We start from the raw sequence: 22,403 nt of genomic DNA, 5'->3' as shown, positions 1-22,403 counted from the left end.
GATTGCGCGCCGTTCATCCCGGCGCGATCGAACTCAGCGCACGCTCGCGGCCGGGCGCGCCCGCGACGACGCCGCGCGTGTAACGCTGCTCGTACGCCGGCTCCAGATAATCGGCGCCGCGCGCGTGGACCTCGTCCGCCTCGCCCGATTCGTATAGCTTGCACAGCGCGTATTCACGCGTCGTTTCGAGCAGGAAGTACGCCTTGACCGTGCTGTCGAAGGTTGTCATGACGAGGCACTTCGACGCAAGCCCCACCATCGCCTCCGTCACCTCGTTGCGCGACAGACGCTCGCACGTTGCGATCGCGCAAGCCGCGTCCAGCGAAAAACGCGCCGGAAACACGCCGAGCCGGTGCAGCACGAGTCGTTCCGTCTCGTCGAGCAGACGGTAGCTCCAGTCGAGCGCCGCGGCCAATGTCTGCTGCCGCGCCGGCGCGGTGCGCCGCCCGCCGGTCAAACAGCGGAAGCGGTCGTCCATCTCGGACAACAGCTTGCGAATCCCGAACACGCCCGCGCGCGCCGCCGCGAGTTCGAGCGCGAGCGGCACGCCGTCGAGCCGACGGCAGATCGTCGCGATCATGTCGAGGCTGTCGCGCTCGCTCGTGAAATCGGCATTGAGCGCATCGAGCCGCGCAAGAAACAGTCTGACCGAAGCGCAGGCGAGAATGCGCTGCGAGGACGCGTCGAGATCCGGCGTATCGAGCGGCGGCACCCAGTAGAACTTTTCGTCGCGGGTGCGCAGGGGTTCGCGGCTCGTCGCGAGAATGCGGACCTCGGCGCTCGCCTGAACGAGCAGTTCGCACACCGTTGCCGCCGACTCGATCACGTGCTCGCAGTTATCCAGCAGGATCAGCAGCTTGCGCCCCGCGATCGCGGCGACGAGGGTTTCGGGCGTGACCACGCCATCGGCATCGTCCTCGCCATCGCCGCGCCGAACGCCCAGCGCTTCGGCGAGCGTGCCGACGATGCACTGCCCGCGCTCCACCGAAGCGAGCGCGACGAAGCACACTTCGACGTCCGCGGTCGCCGCGACTGCCGCGGCCGCCGCAACCGCGATGGCGAGCTGCGTCTTGCCGATGCCGCCCGGCCCGAGCAAGGTGACGATCGGCGTGCCCGTCAGCGCGCCGCCGATCTCGGCGATCGCCGCATCGCGCCCGATCAGCGGCGCATGGCATACCGGCAGGCCGCTCAGTTTTCCGGGTTCCGTGCGGCCGGCATGGATGGCGCCGGCGTCGGCCATGCCGAGCGTCGCGCTTTCCTCGACCGGCGCGGCCAGGCGATAGCCGCGCCCGGATATCGTGCGGATCACGTCCTTGTCCGCGCCGAAAATCTTCCTGAGCGCCGACAACTGCACGTGAATATTGTTTTCCTCGACCACCGACTTCGGCCACACCTCACGCAAAATCTCGTCCTTGGTCACGGTCTTTCCTCTCGCGTTGATCAGCAGTTCGAGGATGTCGAACGCGCGTGAACCCACCTGAACCAGTTGACCGTCCAGGTAAATCTCGCGCATTTCCAGTGATACGGTAACTCGACCGATCTTTATCATGCTGCACTCACGCCTGGTTGGTTAGCGGAACGGGCACGTTCGAAGACGCCGCCCCGTGCACCCCGTGTCGGGTGCGAAGCGCTTGTCGTCAGAAGCATGGTAGGGGGGAATCTCCTGTGAAACCATTATCCATAGGGATATGACGCCGGCGCTTGCCGCACGCTTGTGCCCGCGCTTGTTCTCACTCTCGCCCGCGACGCGCCGCAAGCGGCGCGGATCGCGAGCCGGCAAGCCCTGGCGGCTCGGGCATCCAGCGCGGGCCGCAGTATCACGGCCCCGGCATTCACACCTTGGTATAACCCGATGCGTGCGGGCAGCGGCACGCGTCACGGCTCACGCCTCGTCGGGATAGATGCCGGCCGACACGAGGCAGACGAACGCGCTCGCCTTCAACACGCATTCCACCGAAGATAGAACGAAGCCCAGCGGGAACACCCGGTATTCGGCAGGCAGCCCGAACGCCACCGCCATCAATCCGATCGTGCACAGAAACGCATAGACGATCCGCGCCGGCCGGTTCCCGGCCAGAACGAAACCGACCAGCGCCGCCCACAGCAGCTTGGCGACGATGCACGCGGCCGCCTCGCTCGCCGAGCGGCTCGCCCAGACTTCGAACGGCAACTCGCACAGCGACCACACGCCCGTCGCGATCACGACGACACGGGTCCAGCGTCCGAGAGCCGGTTGCGGAGCCGGCATGTTGTGCGCGTGCGGATCGTGCAGCGCGGCGCGGTTTGTCCGCGTCCACAATCCCAACTCGCCGCCGTTCATCTCATGGTGTGACTCGTTCACATATCGCATCGTCGTTCTCCGGTTTTCTTGCGGACGGGTCTTCGTGCGTTCGCGCGGCGGCCCACGTTCGACACCATTATTCGGCGACGCGACTCGCCGGGCTTTCGAATCGTCCGCGAGGTTTCGTAAATGCACGGCGCACCGCCACGCGCATGGCGCGGCATGCGCGTCCGCCAGCGTGCGAATCGGCAACAGCGGGGCATTTGAACAAGTGCCGCGCGCGACCCGAGCCCATGCTTGAGCCTCATGTCGAAGCCGGAGCCCACCATGCATGTCAGTGACGTACTCGATCTGTCGCGCGCGCAGTTCGCGATGACGGCGATCTTCCACATCCTGTGGCCGATTCTGACGATCAGTCTGTCGGCCTTTCTCGTGCTGATCGAAGTGCTGTGGCTCAGAACCGGCAACGTCGTCTATTACCGGCATGCGCGCTTCTGGAGCAAGCTGCTGGTGCTGAATTTCGCGGTCGGCGTGGTGAGCGGCATTCCGATGGAATTTCAGTTCGGCACCAACTGGGCCGGCTTTTCGCGCTACAGCGGGCAGTTCTTCGGCAACATTCTCGGCTTCGAAGGGGCGATGGCCTTCATGCTGGAGGCCGGCTTCATCGGCGTGATGCTGCTCGGCTGGGGACGCGTGCCGCGCGGCGTGCATCTGTTCGCCACTTCGATGGTCGCGCTCGGCTCCAGCATCTCCGCGTTCTGGATCATGGTCGCCAATTCGTGGATGCAGACGCCCGCCGGCGTCACGGTGCAAAACGGCAAGCTCGTCGTGACGGATTACGTGGCGGCGATCTTCAATCCCGACATGGTGTGGGGCGTCACGCACATGTGGGTCGCCGCGATCGAAACCGGCATGTTCGTGATCGCGGGCATCTCGGCGTGGCATCTGTTCAGGCGGCGTCATCCCGAGTTCTTCGCGCGCTCGTTCAGGCTCGCGCTGACGGTGCTGGTGTTCGCCGCGCCGCTGCAGATCTGGCTCGGCGACGCGAGCGGCGGCAGCGTGTTCAGGACACAGCCGGCCAAGGGCGCGGCGATCGAGGGGCACTGGATCACCAACGCGCCGGGCACCGGCGCGTCGTGGTCGCTGCTCGCGTGGCCGAATCAGGACGCGCAGCGCAACGACTGGTCGCTCGAAGTGCCCGGCATGCTGAGCGTGCTCGGCACTCATACGCTGCACGGCCAGGTGAAAGGGCTCACCGATTTCGCGCGCGCCGATCAGCCGCCGATGATTCCGCTCCTCTATTACGCGTTCCGCGTGATGGCGGGCATCGGCTTTCTTTTCATGCTGCTGGCGTTCTGGACCGTCTGGGTCTTGCGCCGGGCGCGCGGCAATCTCGAAGCGTTGCTCGCGCAACGCAAGCTGCTGCTCGCGTGGGTGCTGTGCATTCCGCTGCCCTACGTCGCCGTGGAGGCCGGCTGGATCGTGCGCGAGGTGGGACGCCAGCCCTGGGTGGTGTACGGGCTGCTGCGCACGCAAGACGCGGTGTCCGCCGTCGCCGCCTCGTCGGTCACGCTGAGCATGGCGATGTTCGTTGCCTTCTACGTCGTGCTGCTCGTCACGTTCTTCGTGCTGGCGCGCAACTGGCTGAAGACCGGCCCGGACCTCACGTTGAACCCGCCCGCTCCTCTTAACGCCGAGGCCGCGGTCAAGCTCACCGAGTACTAAAACATTTTCGTCGCGAGGATATCTCATGGACAGCTCCACTCACACGATGCTCGCCGTCACCTGGTTCGGGCTGATCGGACTCATGCTGGCGTTCTACGTGATCACCGACGGCTTCGATCTCGGCATCGGCATACTCAGCCTGTTGCGCAAACGCCGCGAGGATCACGACGTCATGGTGCGAACCATCGGCCACGTTTGGGACGCCAACGAAACGTGGCTCGTGGTGGTGGGCGGCGCGCTCTTCGGCGCGTTTCCCGACGCGTATGCGCTGCTTCTGCAAGACCTGTATCTGCCGGTGATGGCGCTGATCGCGGGGCTCATCATGCGCGGCGCGGCGATCGAATTCCGTCATGGCGTGGCGCACGGTCCGTGGTGGGACAAGGTGTTCGGCATCGGCAGCCTGGTCGCCGCCCTCGCGCAGGGCATCGTGCTCGGCAAGGTCCTCACCGGGTTCGTTCCCGGCGCGCGTGGCGACGTGTTCGTCGCCGTGTCGGCGCTCGGCGTGGTGGCCGGCTATTCGCTGCTGGGCGCGACCTATCTGGTCAAGAAAACCGTGGGCACGCTCGAACAATGGGCGCGCCGCCTTGCGTTGCTCTGCGCGTCGATCACGGTCGCGGCCGCCGTGCTGCTGACCGCCGCCACCTGGTTCCTCAGCGAGGTCGGCCACGAGCGCTGGACCCAGCCCGGCGTGTTCCATCTGCTGATGGCGCTCGGCGCGGCCGCCGCGCTCGCCTTCGCGGCGATCATGGCGTCGCTCTATCTCGGCAGCGCCGGCGTGCCGTTTCGCGCGTCGGTGACGCTTTTCGTGCTCTCGTTCGCCGGGCTCGCGATCAGCCTCTTTCCCGACTTCGTTCCGGGCAAGCTGGGCATCGTCGAAGCGGCGTCCGATTCGGCGACTCTTGTCTTCATGCTGATCGGCATCGGCCTGATCTTCCCGGTGATGATCGGCTACAACCTCTACCAGTACTACATTTTCCGCGGCAAGGTGGTGGCCGGCTCGGAGGCGGGCGAATGAGGGAAGCAGGCGCGGCGGCAAGTAAAAATACGCCGGCCGTCGATGCGATTTTGCATGGACGGCCGGCGCAAGTAGTGTGAGCGCCGATGTCGCGGCGCTCGAGTGGGGCAAGTTCAGAGCATGTCGGCTTCGTGCAGCACCGAGCGCAGAATCATCGCGCCGGTGTTCAACGGCGCGGGACGGCACGGACGCGGCTTGTAGATCGCATCGCCCGGCCGGATCGCACGGCCGCTCATCGCACACACGCCGGCCATGCGCGCGCGGCAGGCGTGCCACACCTGGTCGCCATAGGAGCAATGGGTGGAGTCGCGCCACGCGATCGTCGCAGTGGATTGCGAGGGCCGGTCGATCAGTTGCACCTGAACGTCGCTGCGCGCGCTCATGAACGGCGGCATCGCGCCTTTGCGTGGGCGCCCCGCCGCCAGCGCGGCGATTTCGGCCATGCCGGAATCAGGCGCCCCGGACAAGACCGACAACAGACCGATGGTTCGCATCCACGGATCGTCGCTGCATTTCGCATTCGCCTGCATGTTCGCTCTCCAGTTTCCAGAAATCGGGTTGATGGTCGAGGCCGCCGCGCGACGCCGCGTCATCGGACTGCCGCAAGAAGGTTTCGCTGACCGCGAGAAACGCATGAATTCGCTCACCGATCGACATGGATCCGGGTCCTCCAGCAATACGGCGTGTCGCCGACCAGGCGCTTGAACACCGTCGTAAAGTGAGCCTGGGTGCGAAAGCCGCAACTCAAGGCGACGTCGAGCACTTTGTGTTTCGGTTCGAGCAACAGGCGCTGGGCGTGTTCGATGCGCCGGCGCACCAGATATTCGTGCGGACGCATGCCCGTCGCGACGCGAAACTGCGAAGCGAAATGCATTCGCGTGAGTCCCGCGCTGTGCGCGATATCCTCGAGTCCAATCGGGTCGGCGAGATGCGCGTCGATGAATTCGACGGCGCGGTTCAGCCGCCATGAAGGCAACGCGAGGGCCGCGCGGGTCTCACGCCTCGCCTCGCCGAAGTGGCGCGCCACCACGCGCGAAACGATCGCGAGGCCGACGCTCTCGGCGAACACCTTGCCGAGCACGGCGTCATCCGACTGCGACACGGCGAGCGCCTGCCCCAGCCGTTCCAGCGCCGGATCGCGCACGAGCCGCGGCTCGTCGATACGTATTTCACCGGCATGCGGACGACCGAAGCGGTCTTCGTAACACTCGGCGAGCACCTGTTGCGAGACGAACAGATGCAGCACGTCGGCGGGCGATTCGAATACGGCGCTGCACGGCACCCTGGGCGCGGTGATCTGCGCGGCCCCCGCGCCGAGCCGGCCGTGAACCAGCGTGCGCCCGGCATGGGCAAAGGTCAGCGAGGTGCACTTGAGGTTCACCGCGATGCAGTGATGCGCCGCGCTGCCGGCGCTGGCGACCGCAAGCGGAGCGCAATCGTTGTGAATCCAGCGCGACACGACGAGATCGCGCGGCGGCGCGCCGGTGTCGGCATGCGCGGGAGAGCGCCATTGACGCTCGATGCCGATCGGGCTTGCCCGGTCGTCGTGAACGGCATGCGAGGCGGGTTCGGCATACAAAGGCAGCGGGCTGAGCATGGTTTAGCCATCCGATACAGTGGTGATGCAACGCCCCGAAAAACAGGCGCCGCGATGACTCCACGGTAACGCACCGCAAACCCGTCAACCAGCCTACATACGGTTGCCCGAAACGACCAATGGTAGGGCCGACTCATATCTAGGTTTAATCATGCCGCCGGGCGTGACACGGCACGCCGCGGCCTGCCGGCCACGGGCATGGAGCAAGTGAAATGCGTGAGCGGTGCTGCTTCGATCTGGAGCGAAGGCGCGGGTCGGCGGCGCGTCGTCGTAAGCCATTCTGCGTAAGCCATGCGGCGCAAGCGGATGAAACGCGGGGGGTTCACTGCCGCGCTATCCGGCGGGCCGCGCACTCGACTGCGTGGTGAACTGCGCGCTCAGCCGCGCGCGGCGCGCGCCACAGGCACCGAGGTGATGCCCAATGCCTCGGCCTTCAGCACGAAGTCGGCGAGCGAGCGCGCGCCCATCTTCCTCATGGCCTGCCCGCGATGGATCTTCACGGTGATTTCGCTGAGGTTCATCTCGGCCGCGATCTGCTTGTTCATCAACCCCGTCACGACGAAGCCCATGACCTCGCGCTCGCGCGGCGTCAGCGATTCGTAGCAGCGGCGCAGATCCGCGACCGAGCGGCTCGCCTCGCGCCGCGCCGCGTCGGTGGCGAGCGCCTGCTCGACCGCGTCGAGCATGTCCTGGTCGCGAAACGGCTTGGCCAGGAAATCCTGCGCGCCCGCCTTCATCGCCTTCACGGTCATCGCAATGTCGCCGTGCCCGGTCATGAAAACGATCGGCAAGCCGAGCCGCGCCGCCGTGACCTGTTCCTGCACGACAAGGCCGCTTTGTCCTTTCAGGCGAACGTCGAGCACGAGGCAGCTCGGCACGTCGGGCATCTCGAACGCGAGAAACTCCTGCGCGGAAGCAAAGATCTCGACCTTCAGCCCGACCGAGCGCAACAGCCGGCGCAAGGATTCGCGCATCGACTCGTCGTCGTCCACCACGTAGACCACGGCATCGCCATGGTCGGTTTCGTTGCTTTCCACCTCGCTCCTCATACGGTCGCTGTCGTTGGACGGACAGGTAAAACGCGGCACGCGTTCTCGGGATCGCTCGTGACCGTGAACGGCGGCGATCCCAAGCCGCGCGCGACGAGCGCCGGCGTACAAAAACGGAACGAAGCGGCGCGGACCTGATGTGATGCACATCATGCGCGAGCCCGCGTCGATGCGGTACTTAACTTATCTTAATCGCACAAACGCACCCGCCCCTGCTTGTCTAGACAGGCAGGGGCCGATGCTTTCCTGAACCACGGGCTCGCGTGGCAAGCCCGTGGCGCGGTCATCGCTTCAATGGTGGCCGAAGTCCTTGCGTGCGATCGGAACGGTGCGCACCTTCGTATACCTGAACGCCGGAATCGACTTGAGCGCGTCGCGCGTGGCGCCGGCCCAGACGAGCTTGCCGCTCACATAATCGAGTTGCGACATCGGCACCGCCACGTCGTGCTGCGAGACGCCGAGAAACTGATGGGCCGCCACGATGGCGAACGACACGGCGTTATCCGGCGCGATGATGATGTCGTGCAGCACGCCGACCTTTTCGCCGCTGTCGTTATAGATCGCCTTGCCGAGCAGGCTTTTCTTCGCGCTCCAGCCTTCGACGATCAGTTGATCCTGTTCGACCGACACGCCGATGGTCTGCGCACCCGCCACCTGCGCGCTGGCCGGCTGGCAGAGCGCACCGAACGCCGACGCTGCCAGAAATACGATTGCCCACTTTGCCTTCATGATGTTCTTCTCCAGATGAGTTGATTCCAACCGATGGTCGGCAACACGGTGACGGCGCGGCCGGCGTGATCCGCCGATGTCTGCCGATATCCGCCTACGCGCCCTGCCTGTGTCGCGCTGTTGAACACTGTGGGCCAGTTCGCGGCGCGCCGTTTTCCAATTCGCACGATCACAGCGCGTGCCGGTTCACGACGCCGCGCCTGTGCCCTCGGCAGCAGCGGATTGACCGGCCCGCGGCTTCAAGGTCACCGTGCAGGTCATGCCGGTCGCGAGCTTGATGCCGGCCGGAATCCGGTCCAGATGCACCCGCACCGGCACCCGTTGAGCCAGCCGCACCCACGTGAAAATCGGGTTGACGTCCGCGAGCAGATCGCCGTTGCTGGTCGGGTTGTCGCGATCGGCGATGCCGCTCGCGAGACTGTCGACGTGCCCGTGAATCTCCTCGCCGCCCGACAGCAGCCGCACCACGGCCTGATCGCCGACCTGCACGTTGGGCAGCTTGGTCTCCTCGAAATACGCATAGACCCAGAACGAGTGCGAGTCGATCAGCGCCATGCGTGCGACGCCCGCCGTGGCGAAATCGCCGGGATACAGGTTCAGGTTGGTGATGAAGCCGTCGGCGGGCGCGCGCACTTCGCTGCGCGCGAGGTTGAGCGCTGCCGTCTGTTGCGCGACCACGGCGGCCTTGTACATGGCTTCGGCGGCGCTGTAGGCGGCCACGTCGGCGGCATACGCGGACTGCGACTGCCGCGCGAGCGACGCCGCATCGGCACGGCTTTCGTCGGAGATCACGTCGCCGCCCAGATTCGCCCGGCGCGCCGCCTGCGCACGCTTCATCGCCAAGTCGGTTTCGCTGCCCGCCACGCGCGCCCGCGCCTGCGCCATTTGCGCCCGCGCCCGCTCGAGGTCCGCGTCGGCTTGCGCCACCGCATAGCGGAAACGGGCCGGGTCGAGCACGAACAGAATGTCGCCCTGGCGAACCCGTTGGTTGTCTTTCACGCGCACTTCGCTGACGAGGCCCGACACGTCGGTCGCGACCTGCACCACGTTCGCGCGGACGCGGCCGTCGCGGGTCCACGGCGCGTACATATAGTCGAGCCACAGCAGGCGCACCAGCACGATCGCCACCAGCAAAAGCGTGACGGTGACAAGCGCGCGCAGGAGGGATTGCGTTTTCATCTTCTATGCTTGAGCGTTAAGTGCGGTGAGCCTTCGGAGCGTTGCTGGAAGCCTCGCTTGGGCAAGCGTGCAGGCGCGCGGGATTCATGGCCGCAACAGCAGCAGTGAAGCGCCGCTGAACATCGCGGCGAACAGCGCGACGCGAAAGAGCCCTGGGTGCCACGCGTAGCGATACACACCGACGCGCGCCAGCAGCAGATCGACGACGACGAAAACCGCCACGCAGCCCACGAGGATCGGCAGCAGCCCTGGCACCAGCAGCGAGAACAGTTCAATTTCACCGGGCATCGTCCGCTCCTTGCGACGCATGTTCGGACGAGGCGGATGGCGTGGACGGCGCGGACGGCGGCCCATAACCGCCGCCCAGTTCCTTCATCAACAAGGCCCACGCGTCGAGGCGCTGCGCCTGCACCGTCGCGAGACTTTCCGCCTGTTGCAGTTGTGCGTTCTGCGCGGCCAGCACGTTGAGAAACTCGGTGATGCCGCTGCGATAACCGGCATCGGCGAGCCGGAACGAACGGCGCGCGGCATCGAGCGTGGTTTCAATCGACGCCTGCTGTTCATCGAGCGAGCGCAGCGAGACCACCTGCGCCGCGACGGCCTGCATCGCGTTCACCACGCTCTGGTTGTACGCGTCCACCGCCGCGTCCCGCGACGCGACCGCCACGCCGTAACGGCCGCGGCGGCGGCCGCCGTCGAAGATCGGCAGCGAGATCGCCGCGCCCACCCCGTGACCCATGCCGTCGCTGTTCAGGAAGTTCAGGAACCCGCCGAAGGTCGCCGCCGAACCGAACGACGCGGTCGCCAGCAAGTCGATGTCGGGATAGAAATCGGCGTGCGCGGCGTCGATGCCCTTGTCCGCTTCCAGCACGCGCCAGCGCCCCGCCACCACGTCCGGCCGATGGCCGATGAGTTCGGCGGGCAAGCGCGCGGGCAGCGCCACCGGCACGCTCAACGCAAGGCTCGGCCGGCGCAGCGAATCGCCGAAACCCGGTCCCTTGCCCGCGAGAGCCGCGATGCTGAGCCGGCTCAACGCGAGCTGCTGCTGGGCCTGCTGCGCGCGCGTCGTGCTCATCGCGTACTGCGTCGACGCCTCGCTCACCTCCAACTGGCTGCCGACACCCGCGCGCCAGCGGCGCGTCGCGATGTCGAGCGTGCGCTGCTGCTGGTCCTGCATCTCGCGGTAGACATCGAGCAATGCGTACTGCAGCGAGAAGCGCACATAACCGCGGACCATCGCGGTCTGCAATTCGAGTTGCGCGAAGCGGGCGTCGGCGGCCGCCGCATGCAGGTTGTCGAGCGCGCCCTCGCGAAGCGCGCGCGCCTTGCCCCACAGGTCGAGGTCATAGGAGAGATCCGCTGTGACGCTGTTGCTCCACACCGTCGTGCCGCCCGGCGGCGCGGGCGTGGTGTAGCGGGCGTAGCGCCGGCGCTGGAAGTCGCCGCCGGCGTTCAGTTGCGGCAACGTGTCCGCGCCGGCGATGCTGGCCTGGAATGCCGCGGCGTCCACGCGCGCTTCGACGGCGCGCAAGCCTGGGTTGCCCGCGGTCGCGTCGCGCACCAGCGTGTCGAGCTGCGGATCGTTCCATTGACGCCACCAGCCGTCGTCGGGCCATTTCGCATCCGCTTGCGTGTCGCGCAGCGCGACGCCGGGGTCGAGCGTCGCGGGATCGAGCAGCGATTCGCGCGGACGGATGCCGCCGCTGTCGATGCACGCGCACAGCATGAGCGCGGCGGCGAGCGCCGGCGCGAGGGAGCGAAGGGGTTGCCTCGGCGGGCGCGCCCGCATTCCCGCCCTCGCGAACGTGCGAGTCCACGCGCTGAAAAGCAGCCCGCTGACAAGCGCCATCACGCGCGGCAGGGCAAGCGTCCTCATACGGCCGCCTTCGCCGCGCGCCACAGCGGCAAGCTCTCGTCCTGCAACGTGAGTTCGGTGAAATGCAGCAGCGCCCGCATCCGGCAGCGCACGAGCAGCATCGGGCCGACCGCCGGGTCCTGCGCGAACGGCAGCGCGACCAGGGCGCGCCGGGTCGCGGCGACGGCGTTTTCGCCGGCCTGCGGCGTCATGGCGGTGAACACCTCGGCCAGCGCCGCGAGCCACGCGCGCTGCACCTCCGGCCAGCTTGCCGGCAGCGTGTCGCCGAGTTGTTCGGTGTCGAGCCGCATCTGGATCATCGCCCGGCCGAGTTCCAGCGCGGCGAACGCCCAGCCGATCAGGCCATTGCGGTCCACGCGCGCATCCGCCGGCGCCGACGCGATCTGAATGATGAAATCGCGCAGATGCGCCTCGAACGACAACAGCAGTTCATCGTCGAGTTCGGCGTCGGGCGCGGTGTGCGCCACCAGCGCGCGAATCTGCTTCAGGTATTGCGCGGTGATCCAGTCGCCCGCGCGCGGCACGATGACCGAAAAAGCGACCGCGGCGGCCGCGATGCCGAACAGCAAGGCGAAACCCGTGTCGAGATAGGCGCTCGGGTTGTACACGGTCGGATTCGAAATGCCGACGATAAAGCAGAAATAGATGCTGAAACCCAGCCCGAGAACCGCCGTTTTCGCGAACGTATTGATGTAGCTGCCGGCCATCACGAAGATCGCCATCGACGACGCCAGCAACACGAAACCGTCGAGGCGCGGCAGCAGGAAGAAATTGAACGCGAAGCCCGCGAGCCAGCCGGCGAGGCAACCGCAGAAGATCTGCCAGCTCGCGACGGCGGGGTTCGGCGCGAGCGCGAACAGTGCGCTGGTAATCGCCACCGCGACGATCGCGCTCGCCCCGCCGACCCAACCGGACGCGAGCCACGCCGCGCCGACCAGCGACACGGCGACGGCCGCGCGCATGCCGGCGATCATCGCGGCCGTGCGATTGGCCGTCGCGCGCGTGGTGCCGATGCGGCCGATGCGGCCGAGCGCCTGAAGCACCGATTGCGACCACGGGCGCCGGTCGGCGCTGCGCGCTTCGACGTAGCTGCTGCACAGCACGCGCAGATCCGCGATCGAAAAAAACAGCGCCGCGCCGGTGGTCGCGACGAACTGGCGCTGACGCGGCGACAGGTCCGCGAGCGAATCGAGCAGCGTGCCCAGTCGCGCGGGCAACGCCTGTTCGAACGCGGCAAGCCGGCCCGGCAAGGTCTCGATCTGTTCCAGCGTGAGCGCCCCGGCCGGCGAGCCGCGCGGCACGATCGCGAGCAACCCGCCGATCAGCGCGTCGACGGCGGCTTGCGCGCGCGGCTCGGCTTCGGCGGCCACACGCGCCTTCAATTGATGCAGCGCGTGCAGCCACGCGACGCTGTCGAGAAAACTTCTGTCGAGATCGAGAAACACGTGGCCGTGCAGGCGGATCGACGGGTCCTCGAACACCGCGCCGCTGCGCAGGCTTTCCACGCCCGCGCGCTCGCGGATCAGGCCGAGAAAAGTATCGAAGCCGGCCGCGGCGGACCCGCGTTCGAGCATGGCATGCAGCGCATCCAGCAGGTTCGCGAAGTTCTTCTGGCTCGACGCATACAGCGCCGGCGCGACCCGCCGCGGCAACACCAGCGCGCTGACCAGACTTGCGCAGACCACGCCGATCACCACCTCGCTGACCGTGTACACCACGTTGTCGAACACGCCATACGGATCGGGCCAGGCCGGTATCGCCGTGATGGCCGTGCCGTAGCCGGTCAGCACGAAACCGTATGACTGGAAGTTGCGGTAGTACGACGCGCCGAACACGCACGCGCCGATCCACGCCGCCAGCGCGATGAAGAACAGCAGCGGCTGCTGCGCGAACCAGGCGATCAGCACGAGCCCGGCCAGGCTGCCGCACACCATGCCCAAGCCGCGATAGAAGCCGCGCGCGATCACCATGCCGCTTTGCTGATGCATCATCACGATGACGACGGACACCATCGCGGTGCCGGGCGAGCGCAGTTCCAGACGCATGCACAGCCCCATCGCGAGGGCGGCCGCGAGCGCCACCTTCGCCATGTGAAGGAAGCGCGGCGCGTCGTCGCTCCAGTACGTCTTGAGCTCGTCGCGTAGTCGCGGCCACGCCGCGCCGCCGGCATGCGGGGTCATCGCCGGATCTATCGCAGGTTGGTGCGCGCGAGTTCGACGATCTCGTCGCCGCGCCCGCTCAGGATCGCCCGCATCATGTAGAGGCTGAAGCCCTTGGCTTGCGCAAGCTCGATCTTCGGCGGCATCGCGAGTTCGTGTTTCGACGTGACGACGTCCACGAGCGCGGGGCCCGGATGCGCGAACGCCTGCTTCAGCGCGCCCGCCACGTCTTCCGATTCCTCGACGCGGACGCTGAAAATGCCCGCGCCTTTCGCGATCGCCGCGAAGTCGGTCTTGCTGAGGTCGACGTTGGTATCGAGGTAACCGCCCGCCTTCAATTCCATCGACACGAAGCCGAGCAGGCTGTTGTTGAACACGACGATCTTGATCGGCAAATCGAGCTGCCGCGCGGTGAGCAGATCGCCGAGCATCATCGACAAGCCGCCGTCGCCCGACAAGGACACCACCTGCCGCCCCGGATGCGCGCCTTGCGCGCCGAGCGCCTGCGGCATCGCGTTCGCCATCGAACCGTGGTTGAACGAACCGTGCAGTTGGCGCTTGCCGTTCATCGTCAGATAGCGGGCGGCCCAGACGGTCGGCGTGCCGACGTCGGCGGTGAAGATCGCGTCGTCGTCCGCGGCTTCGTCGATCAGCCTCGCCAGATATTGTGGATGAATCGGGCGGCCCGCGCCGGAGGGCGTCGCCAGATCGTCCAGCCCCTTGCGGGCCGACGCATAGTGCTTGCGCGCGTTGTCGATGAAGCCGCGGTCGGTCTTGCGATCGAGCCTGGGCAGCGTGGCCGCGATCGTTTCCTTGACCGTGCCGACCAGCCCCAGCGCGAGCGGCGCGCGGTGGCCGAGCTTCGAGCCCTTCCAGTCGATCTGGATGATCCTCGCATCGGCCGGATAGAACGGGCGATAAGGAAAGTCGCAGCCGAGCAGCAGCAGCGTGTCGCACGACATCATCGCGTGATAGCCCGAACTGAAGCCGATCAGCCCGGTCATGCCGACGTCGTAGGGGTTGTCGTATTCGATGAACGGCTTGCCGCGCAGCGCGTGGACCACCGGCGCGCCGAGCGTGTCGGCGAGCGCCACCACTTCGTCGTGCGCGCCCTGCACGCCGCTGCCGCACATGATCGTCACCGCGTCCGACTCGTTGAGCATGGCCGCGAGGCGATCGAGGTCGGCCTCGGCGGGCATGATCGTCGGCGGCGCGCTGTGCGTCCACGACGGCAGTTCGGCGGGTCCCTCCGACAACGCGACGTCGCCCGGCAACACGATCACCGCGACGCCGCGCTCCTCGATCGCGGTGCGCATCGCGCGCGCCAGCACGCGCGGAAACTGCGACGCGGACGACACCAGCTCGACGTAATGGCTGCACTCCTTGAACAGTTCCTGCGGATGCGTTTCCTGAAAGTAGCCGAGCCCGATTTCCGTCGACGGAATATGCGCGGCGATGGCCAGCACCGGCTGATGATTGCGATGGCAATCGAACAAGCCGTTGATCAGATGCAGGTTGCCCGGTCCGCAACTGCCCGCGCACACGGCGAGGCGTCCGGTGGAAGCCGCGTCGGCGCCGGCGGCGAACGCGGCGGCTTCCTCGTGGCGCGTGTGCATCCAGCGGATCGATCCGGCCTGATCGAGGGCGTAGGCGAGTCCGTTCAGGCTGTCGCCCGTCACGCCCCAGATCCGTTCGACGCCCGCCGCGGCGAGCGTACCCGCGAGATATCCGGCAATGGTGCTGTTGGCCATGCTTGACTCCTTGTCACGGAAATTGAAGAAAAGCCGGGCGCCGGCGCACATCGCGGCGGCATCCTGACTGATCTGAAGAATACGCGCCGCCGCCGTGCGCGGCCTGTGCGAGTCGAGTCAGCTAAAGCTAGGGGAAGGCGGAGTAAATGTCCTGAAACCAGGCTGAAAACACCTGAATCGATCTGCTCGACGCGGCGCACGGCATGCGGCCGGGCACGGAGCCGGCCATGGCGCCGGGCACGGCGGGCGCGCTGAAATCCAGTATCCTGAACGTCCCGCCGACACCCCCGACAATCCGCCTCCTCGTCATGAACCTATCCTTTGAAGTCCTCCAGGCGCTCGATGCGATCGATCGAACCGGCACCTTTGCAAGCGCCGCGGAAACGCTTCACAGGGTGCCCTCGTCGCTCTCCTACCTGGTTCAGAAGCTCGAACTCGATCTCGGCGTCAAGCTGTTCGACCGCACCGGCCGGCGCGCGACGCTCACGCACGCGGGGCGCGTGGTGGTCGAGGAAGGGCGGCGTCTGCTGGAAGCGGCCGAAGACCTCGAATGCAAGGCGAGAAGAATCCAGCACGGCTGGGAATCCGAGTTGCGCATCGCCGTCGATGAAATCATTCCGTTCGACCTGATCTGGCCGCACGTCAGCGAGTTTTACAAGCTGAAGCTGGACACGCGGCTGCATCTGTCGACGGAAGTGCTGGGCGGTTCGTGGGACGCGCTGTTGACGCGCCGCGCGGACCTGATCGTCGGCGCGGCGGGCGATCCGCCGCAGATTCCTCATCTGGTCGCGAAGCCGATCGGCTCGCTGCGGCATGTGTTCGTGGTGGCGCCCGATCATCCGCTCGCAGCGATACCGGGGCCGCTCACGCTGGACGTCGTCGCGCGCCATCGCGCGGTCGCGATCGGCGATACGTCGCGCAAGCTCGCGCCGCGCACGATCGCGCTCGCCGCCAATCAGGAGGTGTTGACGGTGCCGACGCTCGAAGCCAAGCTCGCCGCGCAGGTCAAGGGGCTGGCTGCGGGCACGATTCCCGAATGCCTTGCGATCGAGCCGCTGAACCGGGGCGAACTGGTGAAGAAAGAAGTGCTCGGCATGCGCGAGCTCACGCATTTCTATCTCGCATGGCGCGACGATGAAAGCGGCAAGGCGCTGCAATGGTGGGTCGAGCAGTTGGACCGGCCGGACCTGATCGACGACGTGGCGCGACAGCGGGCACTGCAAGGCTGAGCGACGCTCTAGCCGGTTCTTCTAGCCGGGTTCGTTGATCTCGCCCGACGGCGGTTCGTCGAACGGGCGGGCCGTAATGTCTGTATCTACGTCCGGGTCCGCTAGTGACGCAGCGCCGCGCGCTTCATCGACAAGCCGCAGCAACGCGATCGCCTCGTTGAAGTCATCGAGATCGAGCCCTTCGGTGAGCCGCGCGCAGGCGGACTTCAGCAACCGCGCGGCTTCGCCGTTGCGTCCCTGAGCATGCCAAAGCCGGCTCAGGCTGGTCGCCGCCCGCAATTGCAGCGAGCGGCAGCCTTGCGCCAACGATTCGTCGAGCGCCGCGCTCAGGCACGCTTCGGCGTCGGTCGCCGTGTCGCCAAAGGGCGGCTCGCCCGCATACGCCATCAGCAGCAACTCGCCATGCACGCGCCTGAGTTCGACCGTGTACCAGTGATCGCCGCTTTCGTCGCATTGCGCGAGCGCCTCCACCACCGCGGCGATGCCCTCGTCGCGCCGCCCCGCGCGGCCCAGCGCGAGGCTGTATTGCGCGGCGAGCAGCGCGCGCGGCGCGCCGTATTCGAGCGCGTCCATCTCGTCCAGCGCCGCGCCGAACGCCTGCAAACGCGGCGGCGTGGCTTCGTCCAGCGAGCGCAGGTAGGCGTCGAAACAGCGGCAGCACACTTGCGACACGCTCAGGCCCGCGCGCGCCGACACCTCGCGCAACAACGCTATCGCCTCGGCGGCCCGCTCGCGCAGCCCCGCCAGCAGCGCGAGCGGCACCTCGGCCTCGACCAGCACGTAGCACGTGACGATGGACTGTTCCTGCCCGCAGGCATCGGCCACGCACTCCGCCGCCATGCCGAGCGCCTGATCGCGCAAGCCTTGGAGCCACAGCACGCGCGCCAGCGTCGCGCGGCCCACCACGCGCTGATCGACGGACTGCCCGAGCGGCAGCCGATGCCGCAAGCCGCCGGTGTGCTGTAGAAACTGTTCCAGCGACGCCCGCGCCTGCTGCTGATCGCCCGCGTGATGCGAGGCGATGCCGAGCAGCCGGTACGCGAGGATCGCGTTGCTCGCGTCGCCCGTCTCGGCGGCGAGCGAGCCGAAGCGCTGCGCGAACGCGAGCGCATTGCGCGCCGCGCCGGACGACTGACTCGAGTTCCACATGCCCCACAACGCGCGCGCTTCGAAGCGCTGCTCGCCCAGCGCGATGGCGAGCGCCAGCACCTCGGCCCAGATGCCGAGGGTCTCGCGGTTCGGTCCGGTGACATAGACGAGCGCCGCGGCGAGCGCGGCCAGCAGTTGCATGCGCACGCGCAGATGCCGGCTCGCGCGCGAGCCCTGATGCGCGGCGGCCACCGTGTCGAGCGCGCGCCGCGCCCACGCGCAGCATTCGTCGACCAGCGAAAGCTCGTAGAGCAACGACACGACCTTCACCGCGAGCGCTTCGCCCAGCGCCTGGTCGCCCTTCGGCGAGAGCGCCCAGGCCAGCGCGGCGCGCAGGTCGTCGAGCAGATCGCGCATCTGCTGCTGCCACGCGTCCGCATAAACGCTCGCCGGATTCCTGCCGGTCGACGCTTCGCGTTCGAGCAGGCTCGCGAAGTAGCGCGCGTGATGCAGCGTGACGAGACGCCGCTCGCCGTTGTCGTCCAGCTTTTGCAGCGCATAGGCGCGCGTGGTTTCCAGCAGGCGATAGCCGGTTTTGCCGCGCACCACGCAGGTCACCACCAGCGATTTCTCGACCAGGCCGGAGAGCGCGGCGACCACCTCCGCGTCGCTCGATGCGCCGTCTCCGGCGACCGCGATCGCCGCTTCCAGCGTGAAGCTGTTGACGAAGATGCCGAGCCGGCGCAGCGTGGCGCGCCCGGTTTCGTCGAGCAGCGCGTGGCTCCAGTCGAGCGTCGCCTTCAAGGTCTGGTGGCGCGGCAACGCCGTGCGGTTGCCGCCCGTCAGCATGTTGAAGCGGTCGTCGAGATGATCGGCGAGCGTTTCGATGCCGAGTATCGCGGCGCGCGCCGCCGCGAGTTCGATCGCGAGCGGAATGCCGTCGAGCCGGCGGCACACGGTGCCGGTCAGATGGATGCTGCGCTCGTCGGACGAAAACCGCGCGTCCATCGCGCGGGCGCGCGACAGGAACAGCTTGACCGCGCTGCGTTGCAGAACGTCCTCGCTCTGATCGTCCTGGCCGGGCACCTCCAGCGACGCGACCCAGTACAGGTGTTCATCGGCGACGCGCAACGGCTCGCGGCTGGTGGCGAGAATGCGGGTGGCCGCGCTTACGCTCAACAACGTCTCGGCCAGTTCGGCGGCGGGGCCGAGCACGTGCTCGCAATTGTCGAGCACGAACAGCACGCGCCGCCCGCCCAGCTCCTTGCTGACCCGCGCGAGCGTGAGCGGGCCGGCTGCCGCCTTCACGCCGATGCTGTTGGCGAACATGGCGAGCACGCTGTTCGAATCCGACGTGGACGCGAGCGATACCAGATAGACGCCGTCGGGAAAGTCCGCGAGCAGGCTGCGCGCGACCTCGATCGCGAGCCGCGTCTTGCCGATGCCGCCCGAGCCGACGAGCGTGACGGTGCGCGCGGAGGCGAGCGCGAGCGCAACGTCCTCGATGGCTTGCTCGCGGCCGATCAGCGCCGACAAACTCGCGGGCAGATTATTGGGCACGGCGAGCGCGGGCGCGGCGCGCTCCGCGGCGTCGGACTTGCCGGCCAGGATCGCGGACGGGCCTCTCAGCACCAGCCGGTAGCCTCGCCCGGAGACGGTCTGTATCAGGCCGCGGCTCTCGCCCAGCACCTTGCGCAGCGCGGACATATGCACCTGAAGATTGTTCTCTTCAACGATCGTGTCGGGCCATACCTGCTTGAGAATGTCGTTCTTCGATACGAGCGCGCCATTGGCGGCGATCAACACGGCGAGGATGTCGAACGCACGGCTGCCGATGCGCACAGGCTGTCCGTCGAGAAACAGCTCTCGACTGGCAAGGTCCACCTGAAGGGGGCCGATGCGGATCATTGCGGGAATATCCAGGACTTGCGGGGAAAAGAACCACCGCCGACGGACCGGTCGGCGTTGTGCCCCGAAGTCTAGACCAAGGCCGGGTGCCCATGCGCGGAAAAAAATGAACCTATCGTTCGAATTTTTTGTACTGTGGGAGCGCGCACGGCGCGACGCAATGCGGCCGCGATGTAGTTGCCGAACCACTGACGCGCTAGCGCGCGTCGCCCTTCATTCCCATGCACGGCATGCATGCGATCACGGAAGCGAGAATCATCGCTCCGGCATTCACCGGGACCGCGCTGCGCACCCTCGGCTTGTAGATCGGATCATTACGGCGGATGATCGCGCCGCTCAGCGCGCAGCGTCCCTTGAGGCGCGCGCGGCAGGCGATCCACACCTGGTCCGCGTAACGGCAGCGGGTGGCGTCCTGCCAGAGCACGGCGATCGACGTGTCGGACAAACGCTCGATCACCTCGACCTGGACGTGCCGCGACGGCGCGTTCAAGGCGGCGCGATCGATCCGCGGCCTGAGGAGATACGCCTCGCCTTCGGCTTCGCTGCGATAGCCGGCGAGCAGCCGGCTGATCACGTGATCCCACACGGGAGCGCGCGCATCGCGGCCGGCGTCGCATGATGCCGCCGGGTTCTCGGCGGCTGCGCAACAGCCTTCACGGCGGCTGCCCGCTTCCAGTCGAAGCGCATCCGTGCGTGGCTTCAAGGGGCTTTCGATCTGCATCGCGCTTCTCCCTAGCGTGTTACTCGCTTCGTTCCATCGAGCCGCGGCGTTCGCGCAGGCCGGTTGCAGGCGAGACCGGCGGGCGTGCCGTTCGTGAAGTGCAATGAGGTGCAATGAAGCGCGATGAACCGCGATGAACTTCAGCACGCTCACGCCCGCCGCCCGCTCAGGCACCGGTCCAGCCGCGCAAGAAATCCACCAGCAGTTCATTGACCCGCTCCGGCTGTTCCTCTTGCGGCAAGTGTCCGCAACGCGCGATCGGCTCGGCGCGCAGATCGGTCGCCATGCTTTCCCACACCGCCTTCATGTCGAACATGCCGCCCACCGCGTAGAAGTCCTCGCCCCATAGCGCCATGGTCGGACACGCGATTTTCGTGTCGGCATCGACGAGATCCTGCGCGACGTCTTCCGCGTTCGCGCGGTAATCGGCCATCGCGCCGCGCACCGCGCCGGGGCGCTTATACGCCTTCACATAAGTCTCGAAGTCCGCGCCTTCGATGGTGTGCGGGTTGTAGCACCAGTCCGCGAAGAAGTGATGCAGCCACTCGGCTTCCTTGCCCGCGATCAGCGTTTCCGGCAGGTCCGCCACCAGATGGAACAGGAAGAACCAGTAGGCGCGCGCGGTCTGCGGATTCATGTTTTGCGCGACCACCCGCGTCGGCACGTTGTCCATCACGATGAGCCGGTCGACCCGCTCGGGATGATCCTTGGTGAGACGCGTCGCCACGCGCGCGCCGCGGTCGTGCCCGATCAGCGCGACCTTGCCGATGCCGAGTTCGTCGAGCAGACGGACGATATCGAGCGCCATGTTGCGCTTGTCGTAGCCCGAACCGGGCTTGTCGGTCTCGCCATAACCGCGCAGATCCGGCGCGATGACGCGATAGTGGCGAGCCAGCACCGGAATCTGATGGCGCCACGCAAAGCTCGTTTCGGGAAAGCCATGCAGCAGCACGACCACCGGACCGCTACCGGCATCGAGGTAGTGCTGCCGGATGCCGTTCGCACGGCGCGTGTGATGCGTGATGTCGATCGCTTCGCTTTCCATTTCCGTATTCATCTCGTGTTCCTCGAAGTAATGAGCGCGCGAGGCGCCGGTGCTACTGACCGGGCGCCGCCTCGTAATTGACCGGCACCCAGTCATACGTGCGCCCGTTTTTCCTGACGTGTCCAAGGCCGGGGAACGCGATATGCGCCGCGCCGATCAGATAGCGCTGCTTCGCGGCGAGTTCGAGCACCGCGCGGCGCTCGCGCCGCGCGTCGGCCGCGTCGGTGTCGTATTCGACGGAAGCGACCGGGTTTTGCAACTGGATCGACGCGACGTGGATGATGTCGCCCCACACCAGCAGATCCTTCGAATCGCTTTGCACGAGATAGCCGGTGTGGCCCGGCGTATGGCCCGGCAACGCGATCGAGCGGATGCCCGCGTCGAGTTCCACGTCGCCGCTGAACGGCTTGAAGCGTCCGGCTGCCGCATAAGGCGCGACGGAGGCGATGGCGGCGTCGAAGAACGTGCTGAGAAAAGCCGGCGCTTTCGACTTGTTGGCCGGATTCAGCCAGTAATCCGCTTCGGTTTGGCTCACCCGCACGAGCGCATTCGGAAACGCCATCGCGCCGTTCGACACGACACCGCCGACGTGATCCTTATGCAGATGCGTGAGCAGCACTTCGTCGACCTGCCCCGGTTGATAGCCCGCCGCGCGCAGGTTGGCGAGCAGCTTGCCGCAGCAATCGCCGTACAGCACGCCCGCGCCGGAATCGATCAGAATCAGCTTCGAACCGGTATTGATCAGAAACGCGTTGATCGAGCCTTGAACCGGCGCCTGCAAAAAATCGCGCGCGAGATCGCGGGCGATTTCATTCTTCGGCACGCCTTCCACTACCGTGTCGATCGGAAACGGATGCGTGCCGTCGAGCAGCGCCGTGACTTCGAACGCGCCGAGCATGATCCGGTAGAAGCCCGGCCCCTGGGTCTTGAGCTGGGGCGCGGCGGCGAACGCCGTACCGCTCGCGACGACGCTCAGCATCAGCACGCACCAGCTGCCCACCCGCATCGCCCAAACGCGCTGAAGCCGCTTCATCATTCGATCCCTGTTTG

General features: G+C 66.9%; 19 protein-coding genes. 3 read left to right on the top strand and 16 right to left on the bottom strand.

Annotated elements, in window-relative coordinates:
- Positions 1-13: 13 nt before the first annotated feature.
- Both ACTJLC_RS08820 and ACTJLC_RS08815 read right to left on the bottom strand, forming a co-directional pair.
- Positions 14-1,549 carry an ATP-binding protein gene (locus ACTJLC_RS08820; protein WP_310128469.1) on the bottom strand — a complete coding sequence of 512 codons (1,536 nt, stop codon included), beginning with the start codon at positions 1,547-1,549 and terminating at the stop codon, positions 14-16.
- 333 nt (positions 1,550-1,882) lie between these two features.
- The gene (locus ACTJLC_RS08815; RefSeq protein WP_310128472.1) at positions 1,883-2,350 is read right to left on the bottom strand and encodes a hypothetical protein; all 468 of its coding nucleotides are present in this window, start codon (positions 2,348-2,350) and stop codon (positions 1,883-1,885) included.
- A 258-nt stretch (positions 2,351-2,608) separates the two neighbouring features.
- Between ACTJLC_RS08815 and ACTJLC_RS08810 the strand changes: the two genes are divergently transcribed.
- Positions 2,609-4,006 (top strand): cytochrome ubiquinol oxidase subunit I, encoded by a 1,398-nt coding sequence (locus ACTJLC_RS08810; protein WP_310128474.1) that lies wholly within the window; start codon positions 2,609-2,611, stop codon positions 4,004-4,006.
- A 25-nt stretch (positions 4,007-4,031) separates the two neighbouring features.
- Positions 4,032-5,021 carry a cytochrome d ubiquinol oxidase subunit II gene (locus tag ACTJLC_RS08805; RefSeq protein WP_310128476.1) on the top strand — a complete coding sequence of 330 codons (990 nt, stop codon included), beginning with the start codon at positions 4,032-4,034 and terminating at the stop codon, positions 5,019-5,021.
- Positions 5,022-5,134: 113 nt separating this feature from the next.
- Here ACTJLC_RS08805 and ACTJLC_RS08800 read toward each other — a convergent pair whose 3' ends face one another.
- The 10 genes from ACTJLC_RS08800 to poxB form a co-directional block, all read right to left on the bottom strand.
- A complete protein-coding gene (locus ACTJLC_RS08800) occupies positions 5,135-5,551 on the bottom strand; it encodes a DUF3331 domain-containing protein (RefSeq protein ID WP_374709811.1) in 417 nt (138 codons plus the stop codon).
- A complete protein-coding gene (locus tag ACTJLC_RS08795; protein WP_310128480.1) occupies positions 5,472-5,678 on the bottom strand; it encodes a hypothetical protein in 207 nt (68 codons plus the stop codon). The genes ACTJLC_RS08800 and ACTJLC_RS08795 overlap by 80 nt, the downstream gene beginning before the upstream one ends.
- A complete protein-coding gene (locus ACTJLC_RS08790) occupies positions 5,665-6,618 on the bottom strand; it encodes a helix-turn-helix transcriptional regulator (RefSeq protein ID WP_310128483.1) in 954 nt (317 codons plus the stop codon). The genes ACTJLC_RS08795 and ACTJLC_RS08790 overlap by 14 nt, the downstream gene beginning before the upstream one ends.
- 377 nt (positions 6,619-6,995) lie before the next feature.
- Complete coding sequence (locus tag ACTJLC_RS08785) at positions 6,996-7,667, bottom strand: response regulator transcription factor (protein ID WP_310128485.1); 672 nt, start codon at positions 7,665-7,667, stop codon at positions 6,996-6,998.
- A gap of 291 nt (positions 7,668-7,958) precedes the next feature.
- Complete coding sequence (locus ACTJLC_RS08780) at positions 7,959-8,396, bottom strand: PRC-barrel domain-containing protein (RefSeq protein ID WP_073432285.1); 438 nt, start codon at positions 8,394-8,396, stop codon at positions 7,959-7,961.
- Positions 8,397-8,582: 186 nt separating this feature from the next.
- The gene (locus tag ACTJLC_RS08775; protein ID WP_310128488.1) at positions 8,583-9,575 is read right to left on the bottom strand and encodes an HlyD family secretion protein; all 993 of its coding nucleotides are present in this window, start codon (positions 9,573-9,575) and stop codon (positions 8,583-8,585) included.
- Between the two features lie 84 nt (positions 9,576-9,659).
- Positions 9,660-9,863 carry a DUF1656 domain-containing protein gene (locus tag ACTJLC_RS08770; RefSeq protein ID WP_083081366.1) on the bottom strand — a complete coding sequence of 68 codons (204 nt, stop codon included), beginning with the start codon at positions 9,861-9,863 and terminating at the stop codon, positions 9,660-9,662.
- A complete protein-coding gene (locus ACTJLC_RS08765; RefSeq protein ID WP_374709814.1) occupies positions 9,853-11,364 on the bottom strand; it encodes an efflux transporter outer membrane subunit in 1,512 nt (503 codons plus the stop codon). Before ACTJLC_RS08765 ends, ACTJLC_RS08770 begins: the two co-directional genes overlap by 11 nt.
- An 83-nt stretch (positions 11,365-11,447) precedes the next feature.
- On the bottom strand, positions 11,448-13,631 hold the full coding sequence (locus ACTJLC_RS08760; protein ID WP_440843647.1) for an FUSC family protein: 2,184 nt from the start codon (positions 13,629-13,631) through the stop codon (positions 11,448-11,450).
- 8 nt (positions 13,632-13,639) lie between these two features.
- A complete protein-coding gene (poxB, locus tag ACTJLC_RS08755) occupies positions 13,640-15,361 on the bottom strand; it encodes a ubiquinone-dependent pyruvate dehydrogenase (RefSeq protein ID WP_310313748.1) in 1,722 nt (573 codons plus the stop codon).
- A 308-nt stretch (positions 15,362-15,669) separates the two neighbouring features.
- On the opposite strand from poxB, the gene ACTJLC_RS08750 reads away from it, so the two are divergent.
- Positions 15,670-16,590: a LysR family transcriptional regulator gene (locus tag ACTJLC_RS08750; RefSeq protein WP_310128498.1), complete on the top strand. Its 921-nt coding sequence runs from the start codon at positions 15,670-15,672 to the stop codon at positions 16,588-16,590.
- Positions 16,591-16,611: 21 nt separating this feature from the next.
- On the opposite strand, the gene ACTJLC_RS08745 is transcribed toward ACTJLC_RS08750, so the two are convergent.
- The 4 genes from ACTJLC_RS08745 to ACTJLC_RS08730 all read right to left on the bottom strand — a co-directional run bounded on the left by ACTJLC_RS08745 (position 16,612) and on the right by ACTJLC_RS08730 (position 22,386).
- Entirely contained in the window at positions 16,612-19,587 is a 2,976-nt protein-coding gene (locus tag ACTJLC_RS08745; RefSeq protein WP_310128502.1) for a winged helix-turn-helix domain-containing protein, read from the bottom strand.
- Between the two features lie 196 nt (positions 19,588-19,783).
- Positions 19,784-20,308 (bottom strand): DUF3331 domain-containing protein, encoded by a 525-nt coding sequence (locus ACTJLC_RS08740; RefSeq protein WP_073432292.1) that lies wholly within the window; start codon positions 20,306-20,308, stop codon positions 19,784-19,786.
- A 166-nt stretch (positions 20,309-20,474) separates the two neighbouring features.
- Entirely contained in the window at positions 20,475-21,365 is an 891-nt protein-coding gene (locus ACTJLC_RS08735) for an alpha/beta fold hydrolase (protein ID WP_374709810.1), read from the bottom strand.
- Between the two features lie 40 nt (positions 21,366-21,405).
- A complete protein-coding gene (locus ACTJLC_RS08730) occupies positions 21,406-22,386 on the bottom strand; it encodes an MBL fold metallo-hydrolase (protein ID WP_310128505.1) in 981 nt (326 codons plus the stop codon).
- Positions 22,387-22,403 lie beyond the last annotated feature (17 nt).

This window comes from Paraburkholderia sp. 22099, from assembly GCF_052045835.1.
Classification (GTDB): Bacteria; Pseudomonadota; Gammaproteobacteria; order Burkholderiales; family Burkholderiaceae; genus Paraburkholderia; species Paraburkholderia terricola.
The sequence above is the reverse complement of the archived record's forward strand: the minus strand, read 5'-3'. Positions and strand labels throughout refer to the sequence as shown.